19 protein-coding genes are annotated in these 18633 nt (G+C 64.6%); 8 read left to right on the forward strand and 11 right to left on the reverse strand.

Features of this window, described 5'->3' with window-relative positions:
- The first annotated feature begins 64 nt into the window (after window positions 1–64).
- From AAC014_RS04155 to AAC014_RS04180, 6 genes are all read left to right on the forward strand, one after another.
- A complete protein-coding gene (locus tag AAC014_RS04155) occupies window positions 65–670 on the forward strand; it encodes a YceI family protein (RefSeq protein ID WP_339704420.1) in 606 nt (201 codons plus the stop codon).
- 148 nt (window positions 671–818) lie between these two features.
- Complete coding sequence (locus AAC014_RS04160) at window positions 819–1487, forward strand: PEP-CTERM sorting domain-containing protein (protein WP_339704423.1); 669 nt, start codon at window positions 819–821, stop codon at window positions 1485–1487.
- 201 nt (window positions 1488–1688) lie between these two features.
- Window positions 1689–1967 (forward strand): hypothetical protein, encoded by a 279-nt coding sequence (locus AAC014_RS04165; RefSeq protein ID WP_339704426.1) that lies wholly within the window; start codon window positions 1689–1691, stop codon window positions 1965–1967.
- 233 nt (window positions 1968–2200) lie between these two features.
- Window positions 2201–3757 (forward strand): 2-isopropylmalate synthase, encoded by a 1557-nt coding sequence (locus AAC014_RS04170; RefSeq protein ID WP_339704429.1) that lies wholly within the window; start codon window positions 2201–2203, stop codon window positions 3755–3757.
- 112 nt (window positions 3758–3869) lie between these two features.
- The gene (locus tag AAC014_RS04175) at window positions 3870–4940 is read left to right on the forward strand and encodes a hypothetical protein (protein WP_339704432.1); all 1071 of its coding nucleotides are present in this window, start codon (window positions 3870–3872) and stop codon (window positions 4938–4940) included.
- Entirely contained in the window at window positions 4937–5701 is a 765-nt protein-coding gene (locus AAC014_RS04180) for a hypothetical protein (protein ID WP_339704435.1), read from the forward strand. Before AAC014_RS04175 ends, AAC014_RS04180 begins: the two co-directional genes overlap by 4 nt.
- A 53-nt stretch (window positions 5702–5754) precedes the next feature.
- Here AAC014_RS04180 and rpsD read toward each other — a convergent pair whose 3' ends face one another.
- Window positions 5755–6369, reverse strand: coding sequence for a 30S ribosomal protein S4 (gene rpsD / locus AAC014_RS04185; protein ID WP_339704438.1), 615 nt, complete (start codon window positions 6367–6369; stop codon window positions 5755–5757).
- A 237-nt stretch (window positions 6370–6606) separates the two neighbouring features.
- Here rpsD and AAC014_RS04190 point away from each other — a divergent pair, with 237 nt between their 5' ends.
- Window positions 6607–8559 carry a S9 family peptidase gene (locus AAC014_RS04190; protein ID WP_339704441.1) on the forward strand — a complete coding sequence of 651 codons (1953 nt, stop codon included), beginning with the start codon at window positions 6607–6609 and terminating at the stop codon, window positions 8557–8559.
- Here AAC014_RS04190 and AAC014_RS04195 read toward each other — a convergent pair.
- From AAC014_RS04195 to AAC014_RS04215, 5 genes are all read right to left on the reverse strand, one after another.
- Window positions 8556–9287 carry an RNA methyltransferase gene (locus tag AAC014_RS04195; RefSeq protein WP_339704444.1) on the reverse strand — a complete coding sequence of 244 codons (732 nt, stop codon included), beginning with the start codon at window positions 9285–9287 and terminating at the stop codon, window positions 8556–8558. The two genes, AAC014_RS04190 and AAC014_RS04195, sit on opposite strands and share 4 nt — an antisense overlap.
- Window positions 9284–9754 (reverse strand): transcriptional regulator NrdR, encoded by a 471-nt coding sequence (gene nrdR, locus AAC014_RS04200; protein ID WP_339704447.1) that lies wholly within the window; start codon window positions 9752–9754, stop codon window positions 9284–9286. The genes AAC014_RS04195 and nrdR overlap by 4 nt, the downstream gene beginning before the upstream one ends.
- 30 nt (window positions 9755–9784) lie before the next feature.
- Window positions 9785–11092 carry a serine hydroxymethyltransferase gene (gene glyA / locus AAC014_RS04205; protein WP_339704450.1) on the reverse strand — a complete coding sequence of 436 codons (1308 nt, stop codon included), beginning with the start codon at window positions 11090–11092 and terminating at the stop codon, window positions 9785–9787.
- Between the two features lie 20 nt (window positions 11093–11112).
- A complete protein-coding gene (rpiB, locus tag AAC014_RS04210; RefSeq protein WP_293780970.1) occupies window positions 11113–11544 on the reverse strand; it encodes a ribose 5-phosphate isomerase B in 432 nt (143 codons plus the stop codon).
- A 99-nt stretch (window positions 11545–11643) separates the two neighbouring features.
- Window positions 11644–12630 (reverse strand): patatin-like phospholipase family protein, encoded by a 987-nt coding sequence (locus AAC014_RS04215; RefSeq protein WP_339704456.1) that lies wholly within the window; start codon window positions 12628–12630, stop codon window positions 11644–11646.
- Between the two features lie 80 nt (window positions 12631–12710).
- On the opposite strand from AAC014_RS04215, the gene AAC014_RS04220 reads away from it, so the two are divergent.
- Window positions 12711–13526, forward strand: a complete 816-nt coding sequence (locus AAC014_RS04220; RefSeq protein ID WP_339704459.1) for a DUF5694 domain-containing protein — start codon at window positions 12711–12713, stop codon at window positions 13524–13526.
- Here AAC014_RS04220 and hemA read toward each other — a convergent pair.
- The 5 genes from hemA to AAC014_RS04245 form a co-directional block, all read right to left on the reverse strand.
- Entirely contained in the window at window positions 13523–14737 is a 1215-nt protein-coding gene (gene hemA, locus AAC014_RS04225; RefSeq protein ID WP_339704462.1) for a 5-aminolevulinate synthase, read from the reverse strand. The genes AAC014_RS04220 and hemA overlap by 4 nt on opposite strands.
- 127 nt (window positions 14738–14864) lie before the next feature.
- Window positions 14865–16007, reverse strand: a complete 1143-nt coding sequence (locus tag AAC014_RS04230) for a hypothetical protein (protein WP_339704465.1) — start codon at window positions 16005–16007, stop codon at window positions 14865–14867.
- 31 nt (window positions 16008–16038) lie between these two features.
- Window positions 16039–17166, reverse strand: a complete 1128-nt coding sequence (locus tag AAC014_RS04235; protein ID WP_339704468.1) for a hypothetical protein — start codon at window positions 17164–17166, stop codon at window positions 16039–16041.
- On the reverse strand, window positions 17163–18191 hold the full coding sequence (locus tag AAC014_RS04240) for an enoyl-CoA hydratase/isomerase family protein (RefSeq protein WP_339704471.1): 1029 nt from the start codon (window positions 18189–18191) through the stop codon (window positions 17163–17165). Before AAC014_RS04240 ends, AAC014_RS04235 begins: the two co-directional genes overlap by 4 nt.
- 19 nt (window positions 18192–18210) lie before the next feature.
- Window positions 18211–18624, reverse strand: coding sequence for a PaaI family thioesterase (locus tag AAC014_RS04245; protein WP_121048050.1), 414 nt, complete (start codon window positions 18622–18624; stop codon window positions 18211–18213).
- Between the last annotated feature and the right edge of the window lie 9 nt (window positions 18625–18633).

The following is an 18633-nucleotide window of genomic DNA, read 5'->3' on the forward strand; positions in this document are numbered from 1 at the left end:
TTGACAGGAACGGCGCGCGCGGCACAGGCTGCGGGCGCCGTTTCCCGTTTCAGGAGCCCTCGCCATGAAAGCCCAGTTCGTCGCCCTTGCCCTTCTCGGCCTTGCCGCCCCAGCGCTCGCACAGGGCCAGCCGGGCACGGAGGCCGCCGCGAAGGTCGCCGCCGGCACCTACACCGTCGATACCGATCACACGCAGATCGCGTGGGGCATCAACCACCTCGGCTTCAATGTCTATTACGGCATCTTCGGGGGCACGACCGGCACGTTGACACTGGACCCCGCGAAACCGGCGTCCGCGAGCGTTTCGCTGACCATCCCCGTCGACAAGGTGACGACGACGAGCGAAAAACTGAACGCGCACCTCAAGAGCGCCGACTTTTTCGACACCGCGAAGTTCCCGACCGCCACGTTCAAATCGACGGGGGTCGTCGTCGATGGCCTCAAGGCGAAGATCACCGGCGACCTCACGATCAAGGGCATCACCAAGCCTGTGGTGCTCGACGCGCGCTTCACCGGTGCCGGCCCCAATCCGATGAGCAAGATCGAAACCGTGGGCTTTGAGGCGAGCGCCACCATCAAGCGCAGCGACTACGGCATCACCTATGCGCTCCCCGTGCTCGGCGACGAGGTCAGCCTGCACATCACCGCCGCTTTCGAACGCCGCCCCTGAACGTGGGCGGCGTGTCGGGCAAACTTACATAACGATTATAGCTAACGCGCTGTTAACTATCGTCTATCCTGCAAAAGCTGAACTCACCAATTCTGGCATCGTCCCTGCATCTGATGGACCGAACACGGTTTGATCAGAGGATAATGTCATGAAGTATGCTTTCGCTTTTGCCGCCATGCTCGCTTCCACCAGCGCGTCGGCTGCTGTGATTTCGTCATCGGTAGGCGGCGTTCCCGTCGGCGCCAACGTCTATGAGAGCTTCGACGCGATCGGCCCCGGCGGAACCACCGCGAGCGGCATCACCGTCTCGTTCGCCGGCACGGCCGCGGGCACGGCTGCGCTTCCGAACGTCGGCGGCAAATATGCGGCGCCCTACGTTTCGGGCGGCAACGGCACGCTGTTCGGCAACGCACAGGCGGATGGTCAGGACGTCACCCAGTATCTGACGACCGGCATCGGCAGCGTCACGCTCGACCTTGGTGATAACCACCAGTATTTCGGTATCCTGTGGGGATCGGTCGATGCCTACAACTCACTCGCCTTCTATGCGGGCGATACGCTGCTGTTCACCTACTCGGGGTCGGACGTCGCAGCGGCCGCAAACGGCGATCAGGGCGCTACCGGCACCTATTATGTGAACATCAATTCGGACACGGCCTTCAACAAGGTGGTCGCCTCCAGCTCGGGCTATTCGTTCGAGTTCGATAACGTTGCGCTGGCTTACAAGCCGATCACCGATGTGCCGGAACCGGGCGCGCTCGCCCTCTTCGGTCTCGGCGCGATCGGCCTTGCTGCCGCGCGTCGCCGCAAGGCCTGAACAGCTTCCGTACCGGGTGGAAAGGGCGGTCTTCGGGCCGCCCTTTTTCTTTTTCTCCACAAGCGATTGTCGCTGGCTTTTACAATTCGATATCGGCGTTCCACGCCTTAACCATCGAAACCTCTGATCGCGTAGGCTGTGGGAACGCTGGCACCACTTTTGCATTTGATCTTCTGTGAAATGATGGAGAGGACACCGGCAATGATCGTTCGGTATGGCATCGCAGCCTTGGCAACCCTTCTGGCGGCCGCGCCCCTCGCTGCCGAACCCGTGGAAAACGGATCGGAGGTCGCGGCGCTTCTCTCCGATCTCGACGGCCGCTGCTGGGCGGTGGACATCGACGGCGCCATTCTCGATGCGGATGCGATGGCGCAAATCGAGGGGCCCATTGATATCGAACTCGAATGCGTGGTGAGTGAACTCAAGCCCGCGTCCGCCAGTGCGAACCACAAGGTGCCGCTGCCCGCGAACGTCATCTGACGCCGTTCGGGGCTGGACAAACCCGGCCGCTTGCCACATAGACTGCCGCCCATGATGCGGCACAACAGCCTCGCCCTTTCTCAGCGCGCCCTGCTCGCGCTCCTTCGACTTACGCGCCCTTAGGCGCGCGGGTTACGCTGTCTGGCGCTCTGGACGCGCCGCCGCCTAAGGGTCTCGATCGAACCGAACCGCGAAGGTTCGCACCCGTTTTCCCGAGATTTTGAAGGTGTGCCATGTCCAGTCAGAACTATGTGAAGATATTCGATACCACGCTGCGTGACGGCGAGCAGTCTCCGGGCTGTTCGATGAACCTCGCCGAAAAGCTGCGCGTTGCCGAACAATTGGAAGCGCTTGGCGTCGATATCATCGAGGCCGGTTTCGCCATCGCTTCCGAAGGCGATTTCGAGGCCGTGCAGGCTGTCGCGCGTCAGGCGAAGAGAGCCACGGTGGCCAGCCTCGCGCGTGCCGCGACCGGCGATATCGACCGTGCGTGGGCCGCGCTCAAGGACGCGAAGAACCCCCGCATTCACACGTTCATCGCCACCTCGCCGCTCCACATGCGCGTGAAGCTGGAGATGGAGCCTGAGGCGGTTCTGGAGAAGATTCGCGCGTCGGTGAGCCATGCGCGCAACCTCTGCCCCGATGTCGAGTGGTCGGCGGAAGACGCGACGCGCAGCGATCTCGACTTCCTGTGCCGTGCGGTCGAAACCGCGATCCGCGCCGGCGCCACAACGATCAACCTGCCCGACACGGTCGGTTACGCGACGCCCGAAACCTACGGCGCGATGTTCCGCGACGTGATTTCGCGCGTTTCCAACGCGGATCAGGCGATCTTCTCCACCCATTGCCACAACGACCTCGGCCTCGCCGTCGCCAACACGCTGGCGGCCGTGGCGGGCGGTGCGCGGCAGGTGGAATCGACGATCAACGGCATCGGCGAGCGCGCGGGCAACGCCGCGCTCGAAGAGATCGCCATGGCGCTGCGCGTGCGCCACGACGTGATGCCCTTTGATACTGGCGTCGAAACACGCGAGATCACGCGGGCCTCGCGGCTGGTCTCGGCCGTCACCGGCTTTCAGGTGCAGCCCAACAAGGCCATCGTCGGCGCCAACGCCTTCGCGCATGAAAGCGGCATCCATCAGGATGGAATGCTGAAGGACGCGAGCACATACGAGATCATGACGCCGGAATCGGTCGGCCTCTCCGAATCCAGCCTCGTCATGGGCAAGCACTCGGGCCGACACGCCTTCCGCCAGAAGCTGGAAGAGCTGGGCTACAAGCTCGGCGACAACGAATTCCAGGACACGTTCAAGCGCTTCAAGGATCTCGCCGACGCCAAGAAGCACGTCTATGACGAAGACATCATCGCCCTCGTCGATGACGAGACGATGCGCGACAATCAGGCGATCCAGTTCAAGGAGCTGGAAATCTACTGCGGCTCTCACGGCCCGCAGCGCGCCATTCTGACGCTGGAGGTTGACGGCGAGGAGCAGACCGTCACCACACGCGGCAACGGCCCTGTCGACGCCGTGTTCAAGGCGATGCGCAAGATCGTGCCACACGACGACGCGCAGCTGACGCTCTACGAGGTCCATGCCGTAACCGAGGGGACGGACGCGCAGGCCACGGTCAGTGTCGTCCTCGCCGAAGACGGGCGCACCGTGCGCGGCACCGGCGCGCATGTCGATACCATGGTCGCCTCGGCGAAGGCCTATGCGAATGCGCTGGGTAAGCTGATCGTGAAGCGCGGCCGCAGCGAGCTTCCTGCGGTGGCCCGCACGGGGAATTGAACACCGACGGCTGAACGCTGATTTCCGGCATCCGGGCGGGCGCACGGTTGCGCCGCCCGCGAAGTCATGGTTACCAGCGGCCATGTCGTTGGGGTCGCGCATCAAAATCTGCTTGGCGTTTCTGATTGTCGCGGCGGCCTTCCCCGCCTCGGCAGCCACGGTCGCGCGCTTTCAGGACGACAACCTCGCGCTCTACAGCGAATCCGGCGATGCCCGCGTCCTGCGCAGCAGCCCTCTCACCCCGCTGCTGCGCGGCAAGCCGGATTGGTCGGTGACGGCGGACATCGCCGCGCTCGGCAAAGCCGAGAAGAAGTCGTGGCATCTCGTCGATGCCGATTGCCTGCCGCCCACCTTCGCGCGCTGCCTGCTGTTCCTTGCTGAAACCGGCAAGCCGGGTGTCACGCTGCGCGAATACGACGCGCAGGCAGGCGGTTTCGCGCCAAATGGTTTCGCGATGCCGCCGGGGCCGACGCAGGCGATCTGGTACGATGACAGCCGCATCCTCATTGCCGCCAACACCGGGCCGGGCTCGCTGACGAGCGCGGGCGTGCCGCGCCTCCTCAAGCTCTGGACGCGCGGCCAGCCCGTCTATGCCGCAACAACGATCCTTGCAGCCCCGCTCGATGCGCGCGGCATCCGTCCGTTCTTCTCGCTGTCGGGGGGTGGCCTCTTTCACGCCGCCGAGGTGACGACCGCAAGCGGCGCGCATGAACTGTATCACTTCGGCTGGGCACAGAACTTCCGCCGCTCGCAGTTGCCGACGGACGCGCGCCTGCTCGACTTCTTTCAAGGCCGCGCCGTCGCAGTCCTCGGCGACAGCGGTTGGATGACGCCCGAGGGCCGCCATGCGCCGGGCAGTCTCGTCGCCTATCCGATGGCGCCGCTGCTCGGCCCTGCCAGCCAGACGCTGCCCGAGCTTGCCTACACGCCACCCGCGGGTTTCCGCATCATCGCTGCAAAGGCCGGCCGGGACACGCTTTACATTCACCTGCGCGGCGCATCCGGCGACCGGCTGGTTTCGCTCAGGAAGGGCGCGCCGAGCTGGCCCGCGGGGAACATCGCGCTGCCTGCCGGTCCACTCGAACTCGTTGCGGCGAGCGACCTTGCGGACGTCGCGCTCGTCGTCAGCGGCAGTGAATTCCATATTGTGGGTCGGGGGCGAACGCGTACCATAACACCATGAAACCTCCCGCCCCGCTCGACCTCGTCGCCGTCCTCCGGCTCGCGCTCACGATCTTCTGGCGGCAATTCGCGCCGATCATCTTTCTCGGCCTCATTTTCCTCACGCTGCCCGCTATCGCGCTCCGCACGTTCAGCCTCGCCACCACCGCCGCGCCCGATCCGGCGCTCGGGACCATCGCCGAAACGATGCGCTGGCTCCTCGTGATGATCTTTCTCTGCGCCGTCACCGGCGGCGTTCTCGCCCGCACGAGCGATCCGCGTGCGTTCATGCGTGCGGGGCTCAGCCGGCTCCAGCCGGGGCTGGTCGTCGCGCTCATCATCGGCATCGGCCTCATGACGCTGCGCATCATCCTGCTGCTTGTCTCGCGCTTCCTGCAGCTGGGGCAGATGAGTTCGCTGCTCTTCGTGGTCGCCTGCATCGCCGTCTTCGCCCTGTGGGTGCTCGCCATCCCTGCGGCGCTCCACGAACGGCAATGGCCGATGCTCGCATTTCAGCGCTCGGCGGAGCTCACACGTGGCAATCGCTGGCACCTCTCTGCGCTGTGCATCCTCATCGCGCTCGCCCTGACGCCGGTCATCATGGCTGTCCGCTTCGTCGTCTTTCACGCCGCGCAGACGCCGCACCAGGTCGCAGCGATCGTCCAGTCGATGACGATCACTTCGCCCGCGCTCTGGATCGTCCAGCTTTCGACGCTGCTCATCTACGGGCTGCTGTCGGTTGTCCCTGTCGCGCTCTACCTGACGCTTGCAGGGCGCAGATAGAAAAAGGGCGCCGCCTTCCGGCAGCGCCCCTATTTCTCGAAAAGCCGTGAGGCTTAGCGCGAGTAGAACTCGACGACGAGGTTCGGTTCCATACGAACCGGATAGGGAACCTCGTCGAGCGTCGGCACGCGCACATAGGTCGCCTTGCCGTCGCCGTCGACCGAGACATACTCGGGAACTTCGCGCTCGCTGAGGCCCTGCGCCTCAAGAACCAGCGCCATCTCCTGCGCCTTCTTGCGCAGCGAAAGCACGTCGCCCGGCTTGATGCGGCGGCTGGCGATGTTGCACTTCTCGCCGTTCACGTCGATGTGGCCGTGGTTTACGATCTGGCGCGCGGAGAAGATCGTCGGCGCCCACTTGGCGCGGTATACGACCATGTCGAGGCGCTGCTCGAGCAGGCCGATCAGGTTCTGCGAGGTATCGCCCTTCATGCGGACGGCTTCCTCATAGACCTTGCGGAACTGCTTTTCGGTGACGTCGCCGTAGTAGCCCTTCAGCTTCTGCTTGGCGCGGAGCTGGATACCGAAGTCGGAAAGCTTGCTCTTGCGGCGCTGACCGTGCTGGCCGGGGCCGTATTCGCGCTTGTTCACCGGGCTCTTCGGACGACCCCAGATATTCTCGCCCATGCGGCGATCGAGCTTGTACTTTGCACTGCTGCGCTTCGACATGCGCCATCCTTTCAATTCGCGTTCAAAAGTGCCCGGAACCGCACCGCCCCGCCAAACGCGGGACGCGGCCACTGCTTCACCGGACGTGCAGGGCCAATTGCGAAGGCGCGCGTCTAGCGCTGCCCCCGCGCACTGTCAACGCATTTGCTAGGCCGGAAGATGGCAAAGACAACAACGAAGGACTTGCAATCACCTTTTAACACAAAGATAGTTTCGCCGAAGCAACGGGGGGCTTTCATGCGTATTTTGGGCCGGACATTTTCTGCAATACTTCTTTCATCTTCCCTATCTTTCCAAGTTTCCGCGGAAACAACAGATCTCGCCACTCTATTTGGCGCCCGCGCAAACATCGAAAGCGTAGGCCTGTCTCCGCTCGGCGATTTCGTCGTCTACAAAACGCCTGCCGGTCCCCGCGACACGAATTTCGTCGTGGCTGAAATCGCGACGGGGAAGGAAAATCTCATTGCGAATTCATCATTCGAACAGGCGCGCATCTCGGATTGCGGCTGGGTGAAGAATGATCGCCTGATCTGCGTTGTCGTGGGCGAAACCAGCCTTGAGGGCATCAAGCTCGGCTTCACCCGCACATTCGCGATCGGACGGGATGGCACCAACCTGCGCATGCTTGGGACACGCAGCAACGACCGCACGCTGGAACTCAATCAGTTTTCAGGTGCCCTCATCGATACGCTCCCTGCGGACGCCGAAAACGTGCTGATGCAGGTGCCATTTCTCGAACAAACCAACACCGGCTCGCGCCTGCTCAGCCCGGAACCCGGGCTCGGTGTGAAGCGGTACAACATCTACAATGGCAAATGGACAATGGAGGAGCGGCCCAACAAAAACGCGAGCCGCTATGTCACCGATACAAAAGGGGAAGTTCGGTTTCGCACGATCAGGGATGTTGACGGTAACAACAACTACAGCGGCAAGAGAATCCACGCGTATCGTGGTCAGGATGACCGCGGATGGAAGCAAGTCTCGCTTGCCGATGATGCTTCGATGGTCGGTTTTGATGAAAGCGGTGACAGCATTTATACGCTGGAACCCGTGAACGGCCGAGACGCGCTTGTCAAACAGCGCCTTGATGGTAGCGCACAGAAAGAAACCGTTTTCGCGCATGACAAGGTGGATATTACCGACCTTGTCCGGTTTGGCGCGAAACAGCGCCCGGTCGGCGTGTACTATTATGACGAGTACCAGCACCTCGAATATTTCGACGAGGGTCTGAAAAAGCTGGGCACCAGCATCGCGAAGGCCCTTCCGGGGAAGGCCATTACCCTGCTCGACACATCATGGGACGAGAATCGCATCCTGCTCTTCGCACAGGCGGACGACGATCCCGGCACCTATTATGTATTCGATCGCAAAAACCGTGAACTGATGCTGATTACACCGGTAAGGCATGAACTTGCGGGTCGAACGCTCGCCAAAACCAAGCCCGTCAACTATCCAGCCGCAGACGGGACGTCGATTCCCGGCTATCTCACCCTGCCGCCCGGTGGGGACGGCAAACGCCTCCCGCTCATCGTGATGCCGCATGGCGGCCCATCGTCACGGGATACTTGGGGTTTCGATTGGATCGCCCAGTTTCTCGCCGCGAACGGGTACGCCGTTCTTCAGCCCAACTACCGCGGGTCAGGGGGCTATGGAGAGGATTGGCTCGGAGAGAATGGGTTCCAGGGCTGGCGGCAGGCGATCGGCGATATCAACGATGGCGCGCGCTGGGCTGTCGCAAGCGGGCTTGCTGACGCGGACCGCATCGGCATCGTCGGCTGGAGCTACGGCGGTTACGCAGCGCTGCAAGCGAATGTTCTCGATCCTGCGCTCTACAAAGCCGCCGTCGCGATCGCCCCGGTTACGGATTTTGAACAGTTCGTGAGTGAAGCGCGGTTCTACATGGATGCGCGCCTCGTCAAGGATTTCGTGGGCGCAGGACCGGAGCGCGCTGCCGGGTCCCCCGCCCAGCACGCGGCCGCTTTCCGCGTACCCGTGCTGATGTTTCACGGCACGATGGACCTTAACGTCGATGTCAAACAATCCCGGACTATGGCACGCGAGCTTCGCAAGGCAGGCAAGACCGTGGATTACGTTGAGTACGATGGGTTGGAACACAGCCTTATCGACAGCAAGGCCCGCATCGACATGCTGACACGGATCGGCGCGTTCCTGAAAGCCAACGTCCCCTAACGCGGCTCTTTCGTCAGTGCTGTGATGACGCCCCTTAGCGTGCGGACTTCCTTTGCCGAGTAGCTCGGGCGGGTGAGCATGTTCCTGAGGGTGCGGTGGGCCGTTGCCGCGCGCACTTCGACGCGGAAGTAGTCGACGGCATCGAGCGCGGTGGTAAGTTGGGCGATGAGGCCTTCGAGGTCGGCTTGGGGGGCGGGGCCTTCGTAGTTGTCGAATGTAGCCGCCTCGCCCACACCGGCTTTCGACCATTCGTAGGCGAAGAGGATGACCGCCTGCGCGAGATTGAGCGAAGCGAACTGCGGGTTCACGGGCACGGTGAGGATCGCCTGCGCGAGCGCGACATCGTCGGTTTCGAGGCCCGAGCGTTCGGGGCCGAACAGGATCGCGGTGCGCCCTGCGCGGCCGCGCGTGTCCTGCGCGGCCTTTTCGGGACCGACGATTTCCTTGGTGAGACCGCGCTTGCGCACGGTGGTGGCGTAGACGAATGCACAGTCCGCCACGGCGTCGGCGACGGTTTCGTAGACGCGGGCGTTTTCGAGCACGATGTCGGCGCCGCTCGCCGCCGGACCCGCATCGGGGTTCGGCCAGCCGTCGCGCGGGGACACGAGACGCATCTCGGCGAGCCCGAAGTTGAGCATCGCGCGGGCGGCCTTGCCGATGTTCTCGCCAAGCTGCGGCCGCACCAGCACGATGGCGGGCGGCGGCGGGCCGGCCGCCGCGCCGGTCACTTCGCCCCTGTCCTCGCGACGGTCTCGATGGCGCCGATGAACTCCTCGAAGTCCTTCGCCTCCCGGAAATCGCGGTAGACGCTGGCGAAACGCACGTAGGCGACGGCGTCGAGGCTCTTCAGCCCCTCCATCACCGCCTGCCCGATCACCTCGGCCTCGATCTCCGCCTCGCCGATCGCCTCCATCTGGCGGACGATGCCGGACACCAGCCGCTCGATGCGTTCGGGCGCAATCGGTCGCTTGCGGCAGGCGATCTCGATGGAACGGGCGAGCTTGTCGCGCTCGAAGACTTCCTTGTCGCCGGATTTCTTGAGGATGACGAGTTCGCGAAGCTGCACACGCTCGAACGTCGTGAAGCGCGCGCCGCACGCCGGACACTGGCGGCGGCGACGGATCGCGCTGCCATCTTCGGTCGGACGCGAGTCCTTGACCTGGCTATCCTCGCCTCCGCAAAACGGGCAGCGCATCGCTCGTCCCCCCTTCCCCGACCTTGTGCGTCAGAGCCCCGGATAGATCGGGAAGCGGTCGCAAAGCGCCTTCACGCGCGCCCGCACGTCCGCCTCGACAGCACCATTGCCCGCTTCCCCGTTCGCGGCAAGACCATCGAGCACATCGGCGATCATGTCGGCGATCAGCGTGAACTCGGCCTGCCCGAAGCCGCGCGTAGTGCCCGCGGGCGAGCCGACGCGGATGCCGCTCGTCTTCGTCGGCGGCAACGGATCGAACGGCACACCGTTCTTGTTGCAGGTGATGTGGCTGCGCTCCAGCGCTTCGTCCGCATCCTTACCGGTGATGCCTTTCGGGCGCAGATCGACGAGCGCCAGATGCGTGTCGGTTCCGCCCGCCACGATGTCGCAGCCGCGCTCCTTGAGGCGCCCCGCCAGCGTCTTCGCGTTGGCGATCACCGCCTGCGCGTAAACCTTGAAGCTCGGGTCGAGCGCCTCGCCGAACGCCACCGCCTTCGCGGCGATCACGTGCATCAGCGGGCCGCCCTGAAGGCCCGGGAACACCGCGGAGTTGAACTTCTTTCCGAGCGCTTCGTCGTTCGACAGGATCATGCCGCCGCGCGGGCCGCGCAGCGTCTTGTGCGTGGTGGTGGTGACGACATGCGCGTGCGGCAGCGGGCTCGGGTGCAGGCCGGCCGCCACGAGGCCGGCGAAATGCGCCATGTCGACGAGCAGATAAGCGCCCACCTTGTCGGCGATTTCGCGGAAGCGCGGGAAATCGAGCGTGCGCGGATAGGCCGAGCCACCCGCGATGATCAGCTTCGGCTTGTGCTCTAGCGCCAGCCGCTCGACCTCGTCGAAGTCGACGAGGTGGTCGCTCTCGCGCACGCCGTACTGCACGGCGTTGAACCACTTGCCGGACTGCGCGGGCGGCGCGCCGTGCGTCAGGTGGCCACCGGCGGCGAGGCTCATGCCGAGGATCGTCTCGCCCGGCTGCACCAGCGCCATCATCACCGCGCCGTTCGCCTGCGCGCCGGAGTGCGGCTGCACGTTGGCATAGGCGCAGTCGAAGAGTTTGCGCGCGCGGTCGATGGCAAGCTGCTCGACCTCGTCCGAAGGCGCGCAGCCCTGATAGTAGCGCTTGCCGGGGTAACCTTCGGCGTACTTGTTCGTGAACACGGACCCTTGCGCTTCCAGAACCGCGCGGCTGACGATGTTTTCCGAAGCGATCAGCTCGATCTGGTCGCGCTCGCGGGTCAGTTCCTTGGTGATCGCGTCGAAAACCGCCTTGTCGGCAGTCGCGACACCGTCCGTGAAGAACCCATCCTGGGCAAGCGGCGTGGCGGCGGCGGTGCTCATGCTCGTATCTCCTTCGTGGGCTACGCCGACAATTTGTCGACGCGCCGCTGGTGACGTCCGCCCTCGAAGGGCGTGTTCAGAAATTCATTGAGGCAGTCTCGCGCCGTCTCGATACCGATCAGGCGTTCGCCGAGCGCGAGGATGTTCGCATCGTTGTGCTGGCGCGACAGCCGGGCCATCAGCCCGTTCATGCAGAGCGCGGCGCGCGCGCCCTTCACCCGGTTCGCCGCGATCGAAATTCCGATGCCCGAGCCGCAGACGACAACGCCTTTCTCGGCCTTTCCGGAAGCCACTGCCTCGCCAACCGCGCGGCCAAAATCCGGGTAATCCACGGACTCGCCGCCGTTCGTGCCGAGGTCGAGAACCTCGTGCCCGGCTTCCTTCAGCCAGTCCGCAACCGCGGACTTCAGGACGTAACCGGCGTGGTCGCTGCCAATGGCGATAACGGACATGGAGCGGCGGGCCTCATGCAAGCTGCGGGTGCGATTCGCGTGAGCGCACTCTCTAGGGGAGCGAGCCCTTCGGCGCTACCAAGAATTGTGGCGTTCGCGTTACGTATAGATGCCCCGCAGATCGAGCGTGGCCTTCTTGCCGATCGCCGCGTAGTTCGCCTTCAGCCAATGTTCGGCCTTGACGCGCCCGAGATCGCGCAGCGCGGTGAGGAACGGCCAGTCGGCATTCACCTTGGTTCCAGGCGAATAGGCGGCAAGCTCCTCCCCGCCGTCGACACGGTGCATCAGGATCTTGCGGTAGCGCTTGCCCGCGACGATCTGCCCTGTCTCGATCAGGCGGTCGACGAACTCGACGGCGCGAAGCTCGCGGAGCAGCGAGCCGTTGAAGGCGATCTCGTCTATGCGGTTGTCGATGTCCTCGACGCTGGTGGGCGTCTGGCGCCGCTCGATCGGGCTGACCTGCACGAGCAATATGTCTTCCGGCCCCGGGTGGTAGAACAGCGGGAACAGCGCGGGGTTGCCCATGTAGCCGCCGTCCCAATAGGGCTCGCCCTCGATCTCCACGGCCTGGAACAGCTGCGGCAGGCACGCGGAGGCGGCGAGTACGTCTGCGTTGACCTCTTTGCCCGAAAACACGCGGACCTTGCCGGTGAACACATTGGTCGCCGCGATGTAGAGCGTCAGCGCCTTACAGCTGCCGATCATCTCGAAATCGAACGAGTCCGCCACGATATCGCGCAGCGGATTGATGCCGGCGGGATTGAACTGATACGGGCTCATCGACCGCATGACGTTACTCGTCCACGCGTTCCACCACGTGTCCCACGGCGTATCGCGCACGGGCACGAACATCGCCGCGTCGGACACGCGCTTCCAGAAGCGGTCGAGGCATTCGCGCGCGCCCTCGCGGCCGCCGGACATCCAGCCCTGCGCGAGCGCGGCAGCATTCATCGCCCCCGCGCTCGTGCCGGAAATCGCGGAGAGTTCGATGCGCTTGTCCTCGAGCAGCCGGTCGAGAACGCCCCAGGTGAACGCGCCGTGGCTGCCGCCGCCCTGAAGCGCGAGGTTGATGCTTTTCGTCGCCATGACGGGAGCTTAGCGCGCGCGGAGCGGCTTGCCTATCGACGAAGTGTATTGCATACATAATACACAAACAGGGAGGTTCCATGCGCATTACCACGCTTGCCCTCATCGGGGCCGCCATCGCCTTCCCGGCTGCCGCCGCGGACACATCGATCATGGTGCTCGGCACCTACCATTTCTCGAACGCCGGTATGGACAAGGCGAACGTGAAGGCGGACGACGTAACCACCCCTGCCCGGCAGACCGAGCTGGAACGGCTGACCACCGCGCTTGCGGCGTGGAAGCCCCACAAGGTGCTGGTGGAATGGCAGTATCCCCAGCCGTTCACGGTGCCCCAATACCGGGCGTTCAAACCCGAAGACCTGAAGACGAAGACCAACGAGGTCATCCAGATCGGTTTCCGGTTGGCGCGGAAGCTCGGCCATACCGACGTCTACGGCTTCGACGAGCAACCCGGCCCCGGCGAGCCCGACTACTTCCCATTCGGCCCCGTCGAAGCCTTCGCCGCGGCGCAAGGACAGAAGGCCGAGCTCGATGCGGTGTTCGACTATTTCCGGCAACAGGCAGACGCGCAGACGAAAGCGCAGGAAACCCAGTCGATCCCCGAACTCCTGCTCACCATCAACGACCCCGCCCGCAACACGGCGGAACACGCCAAGGGCTATTACGGCATCCTCCGCTTCGGCGACGGCGAGGACCAGCCCGGCGCCGTGCTGAACGCGATGTGGTACATGCGAAACGCCAAGATGTTCGCCAAGATCGGCCTTATCGCGAAGCCGGGCGAGCGCGTGCTGGTGATCGTGGGTTCAGGCCACAAATACTGGCTGGAACATTTCGCCGGAACGACGCCGGGGTTCGTTGCCGTAGACCCGCGTCCGTATCTCGAAAAATCGCGTTAAGCGGCGATACGCATTTCCAGGCGGTCCCAGATTTCCACGAGCGCGCGGACGAGATCGTCCATCATCGCTTCGCTGTGGTTGGGGCCGGGGGTGAAGCGCAGCCGCTCCGTGCCGCGCGGCACGGTGGGGTAGTTGATCGGCTGCACGTAGACGCCGTACTCGATGAGCAGGATGTCGCTGATCTTCTTGCACTTCGCGGGGTCGCCGACGAGCAGCGGCACGATGTGCGTGGTGGACGGCATCACGGGTAGACCCGCGCCCCGCATCTTCGTCTTCAGCATCTCGGCGGCGGCCTGCTGGCCCTCCCGCTCGACGCTTGACGACTTCAGGTGGCGCACGCTGGCGAGCGCGCCGGCGACGAGGACCGGCGCAAGGCTGGTCGTGAAGATGAAGCCCGGCGCGTAGCTGCGGATCACGTCCGTCAGCGTCTTCGATGCGGCGATATAGCCGCCCATGATGCCGAACGCCTTGGCGAGCGTGCCTTCGATGATGGTGAGGCGGTGCGCGACACCGTCGCGCTCCGAAATGCCGCCGCCGTGGTCGCCGTACATGCCGACCGCGTGGACCTCGTCCAGATACGTCAGCGCGTTATACTTGTCGGCGAGGTCGCAGATTTCGGCGATCGGCGCGATGTCGCCGTCCATCGAGTAAACGCTTTCGAACGCGATCAGCTTCGCGGCATCCCTTGGCGCCTCGGCAAGCAGCTCTTCGAGGTGTTCGAGGTCGTTGTGACGGAACACGCGCTTCTCGCAGCCCGCGCCGCGGATGCCCGCGATCATCGAGGCGTGGTTCAGCTCGTCCGAAAACACGATGCAGCCCGGCAGCAGCTTGCCGAGCGTGGAGAGCGTCGCCTCATTCGAGATGTAGCCGGAGGTGAAGAGCAGCGCGGCTTCCTTGTCGTGAAGCTCGGCGAGTTCGTTTTCAAGCTCGAGGTGATAATGCGTGTTGCCGCCGATGTTGCGCGTGCCGCCCGAGCCCGCGCCGACATCGTGCAGCGTCTCTTCCATCGCGGCGATCACATCCGGGTGCTGGCCCATGCCGAGATAGTCGTTCGAGCACCAGACGGTGATCGGGCGCGCGCCATTGTGGCCGGCGAAGCAGCGCGCGTTCGGGTAGTTGCCCCGGTTGCGCAGGATGTCGATGAACACGCGGTAGCGGCCTTCGGCGTGCAGCCGATCGATCGCGTCCCGGAAAATGCGGTTGTAATCCACGCTCTCTAACCCGTCCTGCCCGCCATTTTCTCCGCTTTACATCGGAGGTGGCATTGCCGTCACCCCACTTTATGTCGCAGGGAGTTGTTGCGAGTTTTTCGCAACTTTAACGAGGGGCTGGAATGACTTAGATCAATTTCTCGACAAGAAAGCTGTCGATGGCGAATTTCGCGGCCCAGTTGAGGTACGCCCACTGGCCGTATTCGCCGTCGATCGGGAACGAACCGCGCACGCCGCCGACGAGATCGGGATTGCCCTCTGTAGCGATCGTGCGGCGCACGAAGGCGTTGAGCCCCTTGCCTGCCTTCACGAACGCATCGCCGCCGCCGAGCGGGGCGAGATAGAACAGGCTTTCGGCGACCTGAACGTTGCCGGTGAGGCACGACCATTCCACCGCCGCCGACCAATCCGACCTGAGACGGCCCGGAAGTGCGCCGTCGCTGCGAAGCGCGCCGACGAGCGCGCGCGCCATTTTCAGTGCCGCGTCGAGGTAGCGCTGCTCGCCCGAAAGCCGGTGCGCCTCGACCACGCCGCGCAGGTAGTAGCCGAGCGTGTGCGTGAGTGGGCGGTCCTTGTGCTGCAGGCAGCAATCATTGACCCAGCCGTTCGCCTGCATCTTGCCGAGCGCCCAATCGACCTGCCGGAGCCCGGCCGCGCCATAGCCTTCGCCCGGCGCGGTGCGCTCGGCTTCGAAAAGGCCCCACGACACGTGCGTTTCGTAAGCCTTCTCGCCCGCGTGCGTGAACGGCGACGGGTGCGAACGCCAGCAACCGTCGGGGTCGAGCGAATCCCGGAGGAAGCGGGCGGCGCCGTGCATCGCATCCAGATACTTGGCGTCGCCGAGCGTGCGGGCACCGATGGCGAGACCGATCAGGATCTGGCCGGTGTTGAAGGTGACGGACTTCACCGGCACGGCATCGATCTTGCCGCCCTGGAAGCCGCCGTCTTCGAGCTGGATCGCGCAGAGCCAGTCGAGCATCCGCCGCGCGCGGGCTTCCTCGCCCAGCACCAGCAGCGTCGGGATGATGTAGCCGGTGGTTTCGGGATAGCTCGTCGCCCAGCCTTTCGCGACGTGATAGTCGCGGGCGACGCCGCCGTCGGGGGTCGCCGAGCAATCCTGCGCGCGGCCGAGCCATGCGGTGCAAGCCGCGACGGCGGCATCGATTCCGGGATCGGCGAACGGCAGCCCGGCCGCGTCGCGTTTCTTGGCCTCACGCTCGGCGGGGGCGAGCTGGAAGTCGTTATAGAGCGATTTCAAGGTATTGAGCATGAGCCCTGCCTAGCGCGAGTCGGTTAAGGTTTCATCGCTGTGCGGCAAGACCGAGCTTGCGCGCAATGCGGTTGCGGCCGGAGGCAAGCCACGGTCCGGGGTCGTCGCCGCGCCACAGCGCATCGATCGCTCGCCAGCCGGTCCCCGATTTGGGCACGACCGCGCCCGATGCGACCGCGCCGGGATCGCGCCAGCCGAACCGGTGCCGGGGCTGGGCGTCGGGCAGCGGCAGGCGCATCTGGTCGGCAAACTGCACCGCGGGCAGGTTCACGCCGTTCAGCGTCGCCAGCTCTGATTGGTAGTCGGTGCGGCAGGCGGTCGGCTCGATCATGATGAACGCGCCCGTTACCGCGTGGCGCTTGAATTCGAGGCTACCCATGCCCTGAAAGCGCGCCGCGGCGAAAAACGCCTGCGTGTCGGCGGCGAGGCGCGCGTGCGCTTCGGGCGCGGGCGCGCAACCCGCCGTGCCGCCCACGCGCGGCGGCCAGCTTGCCGTCTTGTAACCCGTATAGGCAGCAAGCATGTCGCTCTCCGCGCCGAAATAGGCGAGGCAGAAGAAGACGCTGCCGTCGTCCCCCGGCACATATTCCTGCGCTACGAGTTCGCCCGCGGCGGCGAGCATGTCCGGGATCAGCGGCGCGGCGTCGGCGGCGCTTTCGAACACGTAAGCCTTCTTGAAGCGTACCTGATAGGCGGCGACATGCTCGCTCGGCTTCACGATCAACGGCGGCGTCAGCTGTTCAAGGAGCGCGAGGTCATCGGCGCTGCGCAGCGTCACCGTACGCGGCACGGCAAGTCCGGCGCGCGCCGCGATCGGCATGAACCGATCCTTGTTGACCATCGCTTCCACAACATCGTGGTCCGGCATCGCGATCCGGTAACCGGGAATCCGGTCCCGGTTCGCGGCCACCGTGGCCACACCGTCCTCGCGTGTCAGGAACAGTACGGGATCGTGATCAAGCCGCGCGCGGTACGCCGCGAGCGCTTCGATGAGCCCTTCGCCTGCAAGCGGCGCCTTCGCCTTCGTGCCGTGGCGCGTTGCGGTGTAGGGCCCCATCGTGTCGTCGAAGGCGTGCACGCGGATGCCCGCCGCCGCAAGCGACCGCACGACGCCGAGGCCATTGAGGCCAAGGCCGACGACAAGCGCGCTACTGCTCAAAAGCTGAGATCTCCCCAAGCCGGAGGCACGAAATAGCCGTCCACCATTTCGTCGGTCACGTCGCGGAGCGCGGCGGGACGCCAGCGCGGCGACTTGTCCTTGTCGATCAGCTGGGCGCGGATGCCTTCGAAGAAATCATGGCCCGACTTGATCGCGGAAACCAGCCGGTATTCGCGGCGCAGGCAGCCGGCGAGGTCGTCGCCACGCGCCTCGCGGAGCGCGCGGAGGCTGATCTTCATGCTCGTCGGCGACATCTTCATCAGCGTGTCGCGCTGCGCCACCGCCCAGTCGCTGCCGAGCGAGAGCGATTCCATGATCGCTTCCACCGTATCGAACGCGAAGTGCCGGTCGATCTCGTCGCGAACCGCCTCAAGCGGTGCGGGCCCGGCATCCGAATGGAACGCGTTCAGCGTCTCGGGCACATCGCTGCCCTCGGCAAGCGCGTCGGTCAGCGCCTCGATCTGCGCGCTCGTGCAGTGGTGCGTGCCGTATCCCGCATACATGCAGTCCGCGGCCTTGAGGCGCGCGCCGGTGAGGCCGAGATAGGTGCCGACTTCGCCCGGCATCTGCGCGAGCGCGTGCGTGCCGCCGACGTCGGGGATAAGGCCGATGCCGGTTTCAGGCATGGCGAAAAGCGTCTTATCGGTGACGACGCGGTAGGGTGCGTGGACCGAGACGCCGACACCGCCGCCCATGCTGAAACCGTCGACAAGTGCCACGTAGGGCTTCGGAAACGTGCCGATGGCAAGGTTCATGCGGTATTCGTCCGCGAAGAAGCCTTCCCACTCCGACGTGCCTTCCTTGCCGGAATGGTAGAGGCCCACGACGTCGCCGCCCGCGCAGAATGCCTTCTCTCCCGCGCCGCGAACGATCACCACCGAAACATCGTCGTCGCCCGCCCACGCATCGAGTTGACGGTGCAGCGCGAGGCACATCTCGCGATTGAGCGCATTCAGCGCCTGCGGTCGGTTCAGTGTGATCAGTCCGGCGCGGCCGCGCCTTTCGAACAGAATGTCGTCGGTCATTCAGCTCCCCTCAAGTCGTTCAGAATGCGCGTGGCGCGGCGGTGGAGGTCATACGCGCAAGCAGCGCGCCTTCGCCATCGAAAAGGTCGGCCTCAAGAAACGCGATCATGCGGCCACGCTTGATGACACGCCCCTCCGCATAAAGTTTCCCGGCCTTCGCGGGCAGCAGGAAGCTCACCTTCATCTCGATCGTCGCGACGAAGATGCGCTTGCCCGCATCGGCGACGCAGGCCATCTCCGCCGCGTCGTCCAGCATCGCGGCGACGATGCCGCCCTGCACAGTACCGTTGGGGTTGCAGAACGCGGGCGTCGCGACAAACGACATGCGGACCCGCCCGGATGGGTCCAGCTCCAGAATCTCGGCGCCGAGCAAAATGCCGCTCGGGGGGAGATCGGCGTTGAGGCGCGCGAGCAATTCCTCATGCGTCGTCATAAAATTCGC

This window comes from uncultured Sphingosinicella sp., from assembly GCF_963974575.1.
GTDB lineage: Bacteria > Pseudomonadota > Alphaproteobacteria > Sphingomonadales > Sphingomonadaceae > Sphingosinicella.